Origin of the sequence: Aliirhizobium smilacinae, from assembly GCF_006335145.1 — a bacterium.
Taxonomy (GTDB): Bacteria; Pseudomonadota; Alphaproteobacteria; order Rhizobiales; family Rhizobiaceae; genus Neorhizobium; species Neorhizobium smilacinae.
Genome location: NZ_VDMN01000001.1, coordinates 945,211 through 957,679, shown reverse-complemented (window position 1 = coordinate 957,679; position 12,469 = coordinate 945,211). Strand labels below are relative to the sequence as shown.

At 58.7% G+C, this 12,469-nt stretch carries 16 protein-coding genes; 6 read left to right on the top strand and 10 right to left on the bottom strand.

The genetic code is table 11. The features are described 5' to 3' along the window. Positions 1–45: 45 nt before the first annotated feature. From FHP24_RS04675 to FHP24_RS04645, 7 genes are all read right to left on the bottom strand, one after another. Positions 46–2,232 (bottom strand): TonB-dependent siderophore receptor, encoded by a 2,187-nt coding sequence (locus tag FHP24_RS04675; RefSeq protein WP_394344592.1) that lies wholly within the window; start codon positions 2,230–2,232, stop codon positions 46–48. A 144-nt stretch (positions 2,233–2,376) separates the two neighbouring features. Continuing rightward, positions 2,377–3,261: an AraC family transcriptional regulator gene (locus FHP24_RS04670; RefSeq protein WP_139673518.1), complete on the bottom strand. Its 885-nt coding sequence runs from the start codon at positions 3,259–3,261 to the stop codon at positions 2,377–2,379. Positions 3,262–3,383: 122 nt separating this feature from the next. Further along, on the bottom strand, positions 3,384–5,099 hold the full coding sequence (locus FHP24_RS04665; RefSeq protein WP_139673516.1) for an ABC transporter ATP-binding protein: 1,716 nt from the start codon (positions 5,097–5,099) through the stop codon (positions 3,384–3,386). 241 nt (positions 5,100–5,340) lie between these two features. Next, complete coding sequence (locus FHP24_RS04660; protein WP_139673514.1) at positions 5,341–6,129, bottom strand: hypothetical protein; 789 nt, start codon at positions 6,127–6,129, stop codon at positions 5,341–5,343. 14 nt (positions 6,130–6,143) lie between these two features. Then, on the bottom strand, positions 6,144–6,401 hold the full coding sequence (locus FHP24_RS04655) for a hypothetical protein (protein ID WP_139673512.1): 258 nt from the start codon (positions 6,399–6,401) through the stop codon (positions 6,144–6,146). Between the two features lie 116 nt (positions 6,402–6,517). Next, on the bottom strand, positions 6,518–6,913 hold the full coding sequence (locus FHP24_RS04650) for a TIGR02301 family protein (RefSeq protein ID WP_139676126.1): 396 nt from the start codon (positions 6,911–6,913) through the stop codon (positions 6,518–6,520). 126 nt (positions 6,914–7,039) lie between these two features. After that, positions 7,040–7,456: an NUDIX hydrolase gene (locus FHP24_RS04645; protein ID WP_139676125.1), complete on the bottom strand. Its 417-nt coding sequence runs from the start codon at positions 7,454–7,456 to the stop codon at positions 7,040–7,042. A 120-nt stretch (positions 7,457–7,576) separates the two neighbouring features. On the opposite strand from FHP24_RS04645, the gene FHP24_RS04640 reads away from it, so the two are divergent. Genes FHP24_RS04640 through FHP24_RS04620 form a run of 5 tightly spaced genes read left to right on the top strand, consistent with a single transcriptional unit; the run spans position 7,577 to position 9,936 of the window. After that, entirely contained in the window at positions 7,577–7,837 is a 261-nt protein-coding gene (locus tag FHP24_RS04640; protein ID WP_139673510.1) for a type II toxin-antitoxin system ParD family antitoxin, read from the top strand. Next, positions 7,821–8,135, top strand: coding sequence for a type II toxin-antitoxin system RelE/ParE family toxin (locus tag FHP24_RS04635; RefSeq protein WP_139673509.1), 315 nt, complete (start codon positions 7,821–7,823; stop codon positions 8,133–8,135). Before FHP24_RS04640 ends, FHP24_RS04635 begins: the two co-directional genes overlap by 17 nt. A 4-nt stretch (positions 8,136–8,139) precedes the next feature. Then, positions 8,140–8,469 carry a YnfA family protein gene (locus FHP24_RS04630; RefSeq protein WP_139673508.1) on the top strand — a complete coding sequence of 110 codons (330 nt, stop codon included), beginning with the start codon at positions 8,140–8,142 and terminating at the stop codon, positions 8,467–8,469. Between the two features lie 58 nt (positions 8,470–8,527). Then, positions 8,528–9,292, top strand: coding sequence for an SOS response-associated peptidase (locus tag FHP24_RS04625; protein ID WP_139673507.1), 765 nt, complete (start codon positions 8,528–8,530; stop codon positions 9,290–9,292). Positions 9,293–9,324: 32 nt separating this feature from the next. After that, a complete protein-coding gene (locus FHP24_RS04620) occupies positions 9,325–9,936 on the top strand; it encodes a LysE/ArgO family amino acid transporter (RefSeq protein WP_180355958.1) in 612 nt (203 codons plus the stop codon). A 12-nt stretch (positions 9,937–9,948) separates the two neighbouring features. On the opposite strand, the gene FHP24_RS28635 is transcribed toward FHP24_RS04620, so the two are convergent. The 3 genes from FHP24_RS28635 to FHP24_RS04610 form a co-directional block, all read right to left on the bottom strand. Further along, complete coding sequence (locus FHP24_RS28635; RefSeq protein ID WP_180355888.1) at positions 9,949–10,086, bottom strand: hypothetical protein; 138 nt, start codon at positions 10,084–10,086, stop codon at positions 9,949–9,951. Between the two features lie 198 nt (positions 10,087–10,284). Then, positions 10,285–11,097, bottom strand: a complete 813-nt coding sequence (locus FHP24_RS04615; RefSeq protein WP_139676124.1) for a CDP-alcohol phosphatidyltransferase family protein — start codon at positions 11,095–11,097, stop codon at positions 10,285–10,287. A 26-nt stretch (positions 11,098–11,123) separates the two neighbouring features. Next, a complete protein-coding gene (locus FHP24_RS04610) occupies positions 11,124–11,822 on the bottom strand; it encodes a phosphatidylserine decarboxylase (protein WP_139676123.1) in 699 nt (232 codons plus the stop codon). 338 nt (positions 11,823–12,160) lie between these two features. Here FHP24_RS04610 and FHP24_RS29190 point away from each other — a divergent pair, with 338 nt between their 5' ends. Next, positions 12,161–12,286 carry a hypothetical protein gene (locus FHP24_RS29190; RefSeq protein ID WP_281287390.1) on the top strand — a complete coding sequence of 42 codons (126 nt, stop codon included), beginning with the start codon at positions 12,161–12,163 and terminating at the stop codon, positions 12,284–12,286. The last annotated feature ends 183 nt before the right edge of the window (positions 12,287–12,469 follow it).

Sequence of the window (12,469 nt, the reverse complement as noted above, 5' to 3'; positions counted from 1 at the left end):
GTTAAGTTTACTTGAATTGTCAACTTAACGTTTCAGGCTGTTGGGCTACCAGACCTTGCTGACCTTGAAGGTGACGGTGCGCGCTTCGCCATAACCGCAGAAGATATTCGTATTGCAGCCCGCGACATATTCCTTGTCGAACAGGTTGGTCACATTAAGGGCGGCCTTCCAGTCGTTCTTTTCGTAGCGGATACCTGCATCGAAGACCGTGGCATCGCTGACACGCTGCGTATTCCCGTCGTCTGCCCAGGACTTGCCTCGGTAACGCACGCCCGCGCCGAGACCCAAACCTTCAAGTGCGCCTTCCGTGACTGTGTAGTCCAGCCAAAGTGCAGCCTGCGAACTCGGGACGGTTGCCGGAGTGTTGCCTTCAAAGCCCGGATTATTGGTGAACTCGATATCCGTATACGAAGCCGAAGCAATCATCTTCCAGTTCTGGTCGAGATTGACCTTGCCTTCGAGTTCAATGCCGCGCGAGCGAACCTCCCCAAGCTGCCTGCTCTCCGTGCCGCCACCCGCAACAGGTACGGAAACCGTATAATTCTGCTTGTCGATCTGGAACAGTGAAGCGGTCAGCACGCCATCGAACGATGTAGGCTCATATTTGACGCCGGCTTCGTATTGTTCGCCTTCCTCCGGCTTCAGTGTACCATCAGCGCTTGCACCGACGAGCGGGCTGAAGAAGGTCGCGACGCTGGCGTAAGGTGTCAGGCCATTGTCGAATTCATAAGCCAGACCGGCACGGCCACTCCAGGCCGTGTCCGAAAGCGTGTCTTCGGCCGGTGTGAAACGGATGGTTTCAAGATCGCTATGAAGGTAGTCGAAACGGCCGTTCAGGGTCGCAATCCAGCCACCACCGAATTTGACCTGATCCTGCACGTATGCGCCGACCTGATTGATCGAGTAGATCTGATAGGTGGACGGGAAGAGTGTCGGCGGCGTGCCGTAAGAGCCGTCGCGTGGATCAACCTGATCGCCGAACGCCGCCAACTGGTTGTTATCGAGACGGTAATAGCGATAGTCGATGCCGGCCATGACCTTGTGATTGGCGCCACCGATATCGAAATCGTTCTCGATGCGGTTATCGATATTGAACGAATTTGCCTTCGAACGCACGTCGTCGGCGTACATCAGGATCGTTCCATTGCTCTGCGAGTCGTAGTCGAATGGATAAATCTGGCGTTCGCGCTTGTTCAGGTTGGCGTAGCGAAGGTTCTGGGTGAACTTCCATCCATCTTCGAATTCGTGCTCGAATTCATAGCCAATCATCGACTGTGTGGCCCGGCCGATGTCGAAGTCCGAATTGCCGAGATAGGCGTCACGATCGATCTTGCCGAAGGTGGGATTGCTGACGACCGTTCCGGAATAGGGGAAAAGACCATTGTTCGTATGAGTCTGGTCCAGATGGCTGACGTAACCCCAAAGGTTGAGGCTGGTCGCGTCGTCGGGCTGGATTGTGACCTGTGGCATGATGAAGCCGTGGAAGTCTTCCTGCTCGTCCGAATAGCCGTCGCCGCCGGAAAGCTTGCCGGTCAGACGATAGCTGGCGACATCGCTGCCGCCGAGTTTATCGGACAGGTCAAATGCACCGTAGCCGGCTCCGTTGCTGTCGATACCCAGTTCTGTGTAGAAATAGGGCTGATCGGTTGGGCGCTTGCGCACCTGGTTGATAACGCCACCGGCATTTGCACCACCGAGCAGGACGGATGCCGGACCCTTCAGCACTTCGACGCGTTCCAGCATAAACGCATCGATCTGGAAATTGCCGAAGGCGTGGTTCGTCAACGCCAGATTATCGAGAAACAAGCCGGTCTGGCTGGCATTGAAGCCGCGCACATAGATCCAGTCCGTATCGACGTCCGAGCCGTAAGGCTGAGCGAAGACGCCCGGCGTGTAGAGCAGGGCCTGATCGACCTTGTCGACGACGCCTCGGTCGGACATTTCTTCAGTGCCGATGACGGAAACCGACTGCGGGATTTCGTTGAGTGGCGTATCCGTCTTCGAACCGGTCGTGGTTTGCTTGGCGACATAACCCTTGACCGGGCCGGTGCCGCCCTGTTCGCCTTCGCCCTGAAGGACGATGGGAGCAAGCGTCGTGCCGCTCTGGCTGCTGCCGGCATCCTGCGCCTGCGCCGCCCAGGCCGCAACAAGCCCGATAGCCGCAACGCCTGTCCACAGACCTGCCTTCTTTACGCCCGCTCTCATTGCGGAAGACTTGACCGATTTCTTCATTTCTGCCCCACTCGCGCCGCTTTATCTGCGGCAAAATAATAAGGTGAGTGGTTAACTCAGATTTGTTTCGTGCGCTTGTTCTGATGTGCGAGACTTGAACGATATTGGGCAAAGTTCAGCGGCCTGCGCGTTTGCCCGCATGTTTTATTCCGACTGTGACTTTTTCCACTGCGATGGCGCGATCCCCACATGCTTGCGGAACACCCGGCTGAAATGCGCGTGGTCGGAAAAGCCCGTTTCCGCGGCGATCGCCGTCAGGGGCTGCTCGCCGGATTTCAGCATCTGCTTGGCGCGGAAAAGTCTGGCATTCATCTGCCATTCGTGCGGCGCCATGCCTGTCGAGGCCTTGAACGAATGGGAAAAATGCGATTGCGACAGGCCGGTCAGCACCGCCAGTTCTTCCAGTCGGATATTACGCAGGCAATGGTGTTCGATGAATTCGGTCGCGCGTTTCAATTGCCATGGCGCAAGCGCTCCCCGCTTGCGCGGTTCGGACTTGGCGAGCTTCAGCACGTCGATCAGCAACGCCAGCGCCAGCCCATCGCCGTAAAGATCATGCAGCGGATCGGGATTGGCAATTTCTGCGGCGATCAGTTCGGCGAGCGCCATGACGCGGCTATCGGCGAAGACGAGCTGCGGGTCCTTCAATCGACGGGGATCGAGATTGTCTCCCAGCCGCCGGCTCATCGTGTCCGTTTCGAAATGGATATCGAGATGGCGGACATATTGAACATCCTTGATGTCGATCCACAAATCCATTTCGGCGGGAATATAGGAGATCGGGCTGAGATCGGCGTCCTGCAGCATGCCCGTTTCGCGCGGTGAACGCTTGAGCGTCGGTCGGCCCTGACCCCGTTGGTCGAGAAGGATGAACAGGCGCGGATCGCGCGCCACATAATATCCGCCGGCGTAAGCGGCGCATTCGACATCCCACAGATCGGCGGTAATTCCGTTCCAGTATCGCCGACGCAGGCCGCCCAGAACCGAAAATCCTTCGATCTGGTTGCGCATTCTCGGCTGAAACGTCATGCCCCGACCCCGCGGCTCCACCCTCGCGGAACCGCCCGCGGATAAAACTCCACTTCTTTTATCAAGTTTTTCGCCAGCCTTCAACTGCCGCGAATCGGATGCCCGTCCACCCATTCCGAAAATCAGGCCCCCATCTGGGCGGCATGCAGGCGGTTATAGGCGCCACGGCGGGCAATCAGCTCCTGATGCGTGCCCTGTTCCGCAATGCCGTTGCCGTCGATCACCACGATCCGGTCGGCACCCTGGATGGTGGCTAGCCGGTGCGCGATGATCAGCGTCGTGCGCCCGACGGCGAGCTCCGAAAGCGACCGCTGGATCGCCCGTTCGGTTTCCGTGTCGAGCGCCGAGGTCGCCTCGTCAAGAATGAGGATCGGCGGGTTCTTCAGGAACATCCGGGCGATCGCGACGCGCTGTTTCTGGCCGCCCGAAAGTTTGACGCCGCGTTCGCCGACCACCGTGTCCAGCCCGTCGGGCAGATCGGCGATCATCTCTTCCAGCCGCGCCCGGCGGGCCGCCTGCATGATGTCGGCATCGCTGGCACCGAGGCGGCCATAGGCGATGTTTTCCCGCATCGTGCCGCCGAACAGGAATACGTCCTGCTGCACGATGCCGATCTGCTGGCGCAGCGACGTTTTGGTCATCTTGCGAATGTCGATGCCGTCAATCGTGATGCTGCCGCCGGTGACGTCGTAGAAGCGGGGAAGCAGCGAACACATCGTCGTCTTGCCGGCACCGGACGGGCCGACAAAGGCGACCGTCTCGCCGGGCCGGATCGACAGGCTGACATCCGTCAGGATAGGCTTGTCCTTGGTGTAGCCGAAGGAGATGTTGTTGTAGTCGATCGCGCCTGTGAGCACGTTGACCGAGACTGCATCCGGCGCATCGGCGATATCCGGTTCGGTATCGACAAGCTCGGTAAAGCGGCGGAAACCGGCAATGCCCTTCGGATAGGTCTCGATGACGGAGTTGATCTTCTCGACAGGGCGGAAAAACACGGCGACCAGCAGCAGGAAGCCGATAAAGCCACCGGCGGTCAGCTCTCCCTGCAGCACGAACCAGGCACCGGCGACCATCACGATCATCTGCGTCAGGCGCATGCTCATATAGCTCAGCGACGTGCTGGCGGCCATGATCTTGTAGGCTTCGAGCTTCACCCGGCGATAGTTCTGGTTGTCTTTTTCGAAGAGGCTACGTTCATGCGGCTCGTTGGCAAAAGCCTGTACCACCCGCATGCCGCCGACATTTTCCTCGATGCGTGCGTTGAAATCGCCCACCCGGTCGAACAGCCGGCGAAAATTGGCGCTCATCCGCGCACCGTAGCGGCTCGTCACCCATGCCGTCAGCGGCACGACCAGCGCGGTGATGATGGCCAGTTTCCAGTTGACCGAAATCATCAGCGCCAACGCGCCGATAAAGGTCATGATGGCGATGAACAGGTCTTCCGGCCCGTGATGAGCGACTTCGCCGATCTCCTCGAGATCTTTGGTCAGGCGCCCGACGAGATGCCCGGTCTTGTGGTTGTCGTAATAGCGGAAGGAAAGCTTCTGCATATGATTGAAGGCTTCCCGGCGCATGTCGGTCTCGATATTGATGCCCAGCATGTGGCCCCAATAGGTGACGACCACCATCAGCCCGGTATTCAGCGCGTAGCAGATCAGCAGCGCGATCGACGCGATCACGATCAGAAACCATTCCTGCGTCACCAGCAGCCGGTCGACGAACAGCTTGACCGCCATAGGGAAGCCGAGTTCCAGCAGCCCGGACAGTACCGCGCAGCCGAAGTCGAGAAGGAACAGACCGCGATAGGGGCGGTAATAGGCGAAGAAGCGGGAAAGCATTACGGCATCTCTGGAATGTGGTGCGGCGACGGATCGCCGGAAATGAAGGCATCAAACATGAGCCGCATCCTCCATATTCGAAAATGATCGCTCCCGGAAAGTCCAAATGTCTCCGGGCGGGAGGGGAATATGCGCCCAGTGTTGCGTTCAGACGTCTATTCGCCGCGAAACGGGTGACAAAAATCCACGCGAACGGGGTATTTCGGGGTGTTTGGTCGTCTGTGGCGGAACGATGAAAGTCTCAGTCGCCGCCGGCCATGAATTTCCACTGTCCGTCAGGCGAGATGCCGAGGCGGTAGAAATTGTAGTTGCCGGTTTCTTCCATGCCCATCAGGTCACCGGCAGTGACGATGCGCAGCAGCTCCACACGTTCAGGCGGGGTCAGAGACGCGAGCGGCTTTCCGGTGAAATAGGGCCAGACATAGGTTTCATCCGGCGTGCCGGCATCGATACGCGCGGCACCCGTCGCCATGATGTCGAGCATGATCGCGAGGATTTCCTGACCGTCCGGATCGCCAGAAAAATTCTTCAGCGTATCGATCGGATCGTCGCTCTCGTTGTTCATGATCTGCGGCGGCTTCGGTGTGCCTTCGATCAACGGCCGCAGCCGTTCGATATCACCGGACGCGGCGGCTTCGACGAGCTTTTCGCGCATCGCCTTCACCGGAGCGGGCAGGGCCGAAAGATCGCGGATGATTTCTGCAGACATTTGATCTGCAGCAGCGGCCACCGTGCCGTTTCCTCCTGGATTGGCATCCGTGCCATCCGTCTTGGGAGCATTTTTGCCACCGGCCGCTGGTGCCGTATTCTCGGCACCGTCCTTCACCGTATCACTTTGCGAAGACAAGCCGGGCTTTGTCTGGGTTGCGCCTTCGAAAGCCTGTCTGAGAGGCGGTTCCTGAGACAGCGTATCCTCGGCCACGGGCGTCATTTTACCGTCCGAGAGCGCAAACGCGTTCGGAGCAATAGAAAATAAAGCCGCTGATGCCAGCAGCCAGATCGTGACGGGTTTGAAACTGGCGTTCCGCATGGGAAGCTCGGATATTACTGGATGTTGCGTTCGGGAGAAAACTCACCGGCCAGCATGCGTTCACGCAATGATTCGAGCAGCGCTTCCGCACCCTCTTCACCGCGCTGACGGATAGTCTCGCGCATAGCAAACGCGATTGCTGCGTCGGCGATGATTTCCGGCTCGATACCGTCTGCACGTCCGTCTGCCCAGGCGTCGTTCTGATATTCGAGCGCGACCTGCATCTTCTCGTGGACGATCATGTCATCGATTTCGTTGAGGCCTGACTGCATACTGAACTTTCCTCGGTGCCGGCTATTGAGGCCGATTTGCTTACTGCGCCGTTAAGAACTTTATCAGCCTTTTATCAAAACGACACGCTCTCCTGACGAAAGAGGTAAATAATCCGCTAATTTCCGAAGCGGGAGGCTATTTCCGTCGCAAGTGTTGCGCCTTCGTTACGGTATCGCTCCTCTGCGTTGCGGGCGGCAAGCGTGCAGGAGCTGTGTACGGCAGCAAAGGAGCGGTAACCGCGATTATAGGCGGCCGTCAACCGTTCACGCCGCGCCGGCTCGTTTGCCGCATCCGAATCGAGCAACTGGCGCATCGTCCGGCGCCAGTCTTCCTGCGGAGCGCCGCACAATTCCCGCAAGTAACTGATCGAGCCCAGCACTTCCGCGAGCCGCAGAAGCGGGCCGTCATAAGGCGCAGGCTTGGCAGCTTCAGCCGGTGCGGCCTGCTCCAAGGGAGCCTTGGTCTCCGGCGCCGTTTTCTTCACGGTCTGCGCGGCAAGCGGCAAGGCCATCGCGAGGAGAAGCGGCAGGGTGAGGCAGGCGGCGGATCTCAAACGGAATTCCTTGGTTCGGTCTTCGGGTCGAAGGTTTTAATTCGGACGCAAATGATTCGGCATCCGCCTATCAGCTTTCCGACATTACCGGCCGGTGCCGATCACCGCCAGCCTTTCGGCACATTCAAGCACGCTCGGCGGGCAGGGCAGGTTGCGGATTTCCTCGACCGTGAACCAGCCCGGATCGGTCGCATCGTCTGCGGCGATCGCCTCGATGTCGGCATCGGCCTCGATGCGGAAGACCGACAGAAAGAAATGCCGGGTGTCGTCCTTGTCGCCGTTCAGGTCGTAGGTGGCAAACAGCACAGGGTTGCGCGCGACAATGCCGGTTTCCTCGAAAAACTCGCGCAGCGCCGTGTCCGCCGGCGTTTCACCCGGTTCTGCCCGCCCGCCCGGAAAAGCAAAAAGATCAGCCGACGGCGGGTTCTTCCGCCGGATCAGAAGAAACCGGCCATCCCGTTCGAGAATGGCGGAAGAGGCGGCTTGTGGAGAGGAGTGCATCGCGGTGAGGTCCATCATTCTAAGGCATTACGTGGCACGTCGGTGAGATCGTAGCCGATTGGGGCGATATTGCAAAAGTATTGTAAAATGCAGTATTCTTCCCACTCCAAGGAGTACGACATGGCTCGCGCGAAAACCTTTTCTCTTGGTGATGCCTATGACGGCATTCTTGCCGATCTGGTTAGAAATGGCCGATTCGGCACGGAAACCGAGGTTGTGCGTGCTGGCATTCGTATGCTCGCCGACTATGAAATGCGAATGCAATCCCTCCGCCAGGCCATATCCGCGGCAGATACCGAGATAGAGGCTGGTCTGGGGATGGAGTATGGAAGTGCCGAAGCTATCCTGTCGGATGTCATGAACGATGACGAAGAGCGGTAAACAGTCAAAGCGGCTGATTGTTTCGCCTCTCGCGCGTACCGATCTCCGCGGCATTCGTCGTTTCATCTCAGAAACCAGCCCTTTTTATGCCAGGGAGTTCCTTCGGGATCTGACTGCGAAGATCAGCTGGATAGCACAAGCCGATTTCACCGGTTCGCCACGAGATCATATTTCGCCCGGTCTGCGGGCGCTTCCTTATCGCCGGCTCTGCATCTACTACCGATACTATGCCGATCGCATCGTGATCCTTCGGGTGATGCACATGGTGCAGGATGTAAAACGGGAAGATTTTGAATAGCGCTATGATAAAGACCTATCTCCTCTACGCATTCGCCGCTGTTGCCGAAATCGCCGGTTGTTTTGCCTTTTGGGCCTGGCTGAAACTCGACAGGTCACCTCTCTGGCTGGCGCCAGGCATGGTTTCTCTGGCCGCCTTCGCCTGGGCGCTTGCGCTTGTGCCGGCGGAATCGGCGGGGCGTGCTTATGCCGCCTATGGCGCGATCTATATCGTCGCCTCGGTTCTCTGGCTCTGGGGTGTCGAAGGTCGCGCACCTGATCGCTGGGATGTGACGGGCGCCGTCATCTGCCTTGCCGGTGGGGCGATCATCCTGTTCGGCCCTCGCAGCGCATAGGTCATTTCCGACCTCCCGACTGCTTGACCGCTATCAAGCCCGGTGCCATCTAAAACCGATGTGTGGACGTTATGCCCTGACCCACAAGCCGGACGAGGTTCTCGGCACTGTTGGTGTCGCCGATTTCGAGGATGATTTTCCGCCGCGGTTCAATATCGCGCCGACGCAGCCTATTCTCGTGGTGACAAAGGCCGACCGCCAGCCGGGCAGCAACCTGCCGGAACGCAAGTCATTGCTCGCCCGCTGGGGGCTTATCCCCGGATGGGTCAAGGACATGCGCGAGTTTCCATTGCTGATCAACGCCCGGTCCGAAACCGCGATCGACAAGGCGTCCTTTCGTGCCGCCATGCGCCACCGCCGCATCCTCATTCCGGCCTCCGGTTTTTACGAATGGAAGCGCCCGCCGAAGGAAGGCGGTGTGAAATCGCAGGCCTATTGGATCAGGCCGAAGAACGGCGGCGTCATCGCCTTTGCCGGCCTGATGGAGACATGGGCGTCGGCCGATGGATCGGAAGTCGATACTGCGGCAATCATGACGACCAAAGCCAATCGCGCCATTCGCGGCATCCATGATCGCATGCCGGTCGTCATCAGGCCGGAGGATTTCGAGCGCTGGCTGGAATGCAAAACGCAGGAGCCGCGTCAGGTCGCCGATCTTCTGAACCCGGCCGAGGACGACTTCTTCGAAGCGATCCCGGTTTCCGACCTGGTCAACAAGGTCTCCAACATGGGGCCGGAAGTCCAGAAGCCGGTGGCGGTCGCGGCGCTCGATGACAAACCGCCGAAACTCGGCAAAGACACGTCCCAGATGTCGCTCTTCTAATTCATCTCCCCACCGGAATTCTTTTCATGAACATTCTGTCTGCCGGCCTGTCCGGTTTTGCCCTCGGCGGGTCGCTGATCATCGCGATCGGCGCCCAAAACGCTTTCATCCTGCGTCAGGGCCTTTTGCGTCGGCATGTATTTCTGCTCTGCTTCATCTGCGCATTGTCTGATGCCTTGCTGATCGCAGCCGGTGTCGGCGGCATGGGTGCGCTGGTTTCACAGTCGAAGACGCTGATCCTGATCGTGACGCTCAGCGGTGCTGTTTTTCTGGGAAGTTACGCGATGCTTGCCTTCAGACGGGCAGCAAAGCCTGCGGCCATGGTGGCCGGTGCGCCGGAAGGGCTATCGTTGAAGGCGGCGGTGCTGACCTGCCTTGCCTTTACGTTCCTCAATCCGCATGTCTATCTCGACACCGTCCTTCTCCTCGGCAGCCTTTCGGCGGGTTTTGAAGGAGCAGAACGGCTTGCCTACGGGGCAGGTGCAGCGACCGCCTCGTTCGTCTGGTTTTTTGGGCTCGGTTATGGTGCCCGTCTTCTGGCGCCGGTCTTCGCCCGACCCGCCGCATGGCGGGTACTGGACGGCCTGATCGGCCTCGTCATGAGCGCATTGGCGCTCGGTCTTTTGTGGAGTGCGCTAAAGTGAGTTCTGAGCCGTTTACCGGACAGGCGTCAGTTTCGGCTTCCGCTTGAGCATCATGGCGGCAGCGGCCACGGCCTTGATGCCCAGCGGGCGGAAATGGTCGGTAAAGTCCGGCTTTGCTTCCGGCTTGTCGGTCTTTTGCGTATTGCTCACGTCTTTATCCTCATCATTTCACCCGCATGATTCTCTGGTGTTGCGGGGCGCCGGAATTCACCGGCAATACGGGCGGAATAAAGGCTTATCCGTCTCTTTTCGATGAGGTAGGTCTACGCGTGGCAACTTGCCGCAGGCGTATACCGCAATGCAGCAATATCAGTGCATTGCGGTAGGTTTTCCATAATTGGACGCACGTTATACGTGCGTCCCTTCGTCTTCGATCGTGATCGTGCCGTAGCGGCGCTTCCATGCTCTGGCGCTGAACGGCAGGACACAAAGATAGGCGACGACTGTGATCGACAGCACTTCCCATGTGTAGCTCATCAGAAGCGCCACATAGAGAACCACCAGAAGCAGGGCCGGAAACATCAGATCCCGGCGGATCTTGCTCGATTTTCCGGACCAGACCGGCAGGCGGCTGACCAGCAGATAACCGATCGCAACCGTATAGACGACACTGCCATAGATGAACCAGGGTGTGCGTTCGATGCCGAGGAAACCGAGATAGACCGGCAGCAGCATCAGCACGGCGCCCATCGGCGCTGGTACGCCGACGAAAAATTCCGACTGCCACGGCGCCTTGATGCCACGGTCTTCCATGACGTTGAAACGTGCCAGCCTCAGGCCTGCAGCGATCGCATAGAGCAGGGCTGCGATCCAACCGAGCGAACGGGCGCCGTCGAGCAGGAAGGCATAGGAGACCAAAGCCGGGGCAACGCCGAAATTGATGATGTCGGCGAGCGAATCCATCTGCACGCCGAATTTCGATGTCGCTTTCAGAAGACGAGCGATCCGCCCGTCAATACCGTCGAGAAAAGCAGCAAGCAGCACCATGGCGACCGCCAGCTCGTAACGACCCTCGAAGGCGAGCCTTATACCCGTCAGGCCGGCACAGATGGCGAGCACCGTGATCAGGTTCGGTACCATCAGCCGGATGGGGATCTCCCTCAGGCGAGGACCGCGGGCCTCGTCGGTCGAGCGGTTTGGCTCTACTGGGGGCAAATCCATCATCCGTTTCCTCCTTTATGTATGTATCAGCTGCGACGACCGAGCGAAGCGCCTTTGGTCGAGCCGAATTCAGCAAGCACGGTTTCGCCGGCGATTGCCAGCTGGCCGATCGACACACGCGCGGCACCACCGGCCGGCACGAACACGTCGAGGCGCGAGCCGAAACGGATCAGGCCGAAGCGTTCGCCGGCATTCAGTGGCTCGCCGGGCTTGACCCAGCAGACGATGCGGCGTGCAACGAGGCCGGCGATCTGGACGACGCCCACCTTGCCGTGACGGCTTTCGATGACGAGGCCGTTGCGTTCGTTGTCGGAACTCGCCTTGTCCAGCTCGGCATTGACGAACTGTCCGGCGCGATACTCGATCGTCGTCACTTCACCACGGACCGGTGCGCGGTTCACGTGGCAGTTGAAGACGTTCATGAAAACCGAGATACGCAGCATCGGCTCCAGGCCGAGGCCCAGTTCCGCCGGTGGAACGACCATGGCGACGTGGCTCACGCGCCCATCGGCCGGGCTGAGGATGAGATCGTCATCCTGCGGCACGACGCGCTCGGGATCGCGGAAAAAATAGGCACACCAGAGGGTCAGCACCAGGCCGATCCAGAACAGGGGTTCGGCGAAGTAACCCAGGATCAGGGACACGACGAAAAAGATCGCAACGAAGATGTAACCTTCCTTGTGGATCGGCACGAGCGTGTTGCGGATGGTGTCGAAGAGGTTGATCAACTGTTTCTCCCTGAAGGGCGTAAGGTCCTGTGTTTCCGGCACTAACTATCGAAAAACGGTATTGGCGGCAATGCGGTTCCGTGCGGCTTTACGATCTGGCAGAGGATTGCAACTATCACGGGATTGATGCGTTGGAATATCCGACAGGAAGTCCGATTTTTGTTGCAATGCAGCAATTCGGCACGGTTCTTGCTTCGATTTTCACGTGGTTGTCACAAAACTAGGTCAGGAGGCGGCTGACTTACATCAAGGTCGAATGTTACGGATGTGCTCAAATCATCACTGGAAGCACTTCTGGTAAATTCGCTACGGTTGGAACACGGAAGAGTTTAGACATGAGCGTTACATGGTGCCTGATAGCAATGGTGGATATCGCGATCGTGGTGGCAGCGGTTGCCTACACGGCGTGGAGCCAGCGGCGTTATCGCGAACGTAACCGTTACGGTTCGTCGCGCCGATAGATGTCGTCTAGTGCTCGTCCGTCCTTGGTGAGCCCATTGGCAGAAAAGGATGGGCTGATTTCGCTTTGCCCCCTGCAAGAACTGCCTCTGATATTTTCCGTTCCGTCGTCTCTCCGGGTCGTCTGTAAGTCTCTACGTCCGAAGCCGGTCACAGCGATCAGTGATTGCTGGCGGATGCCAGCC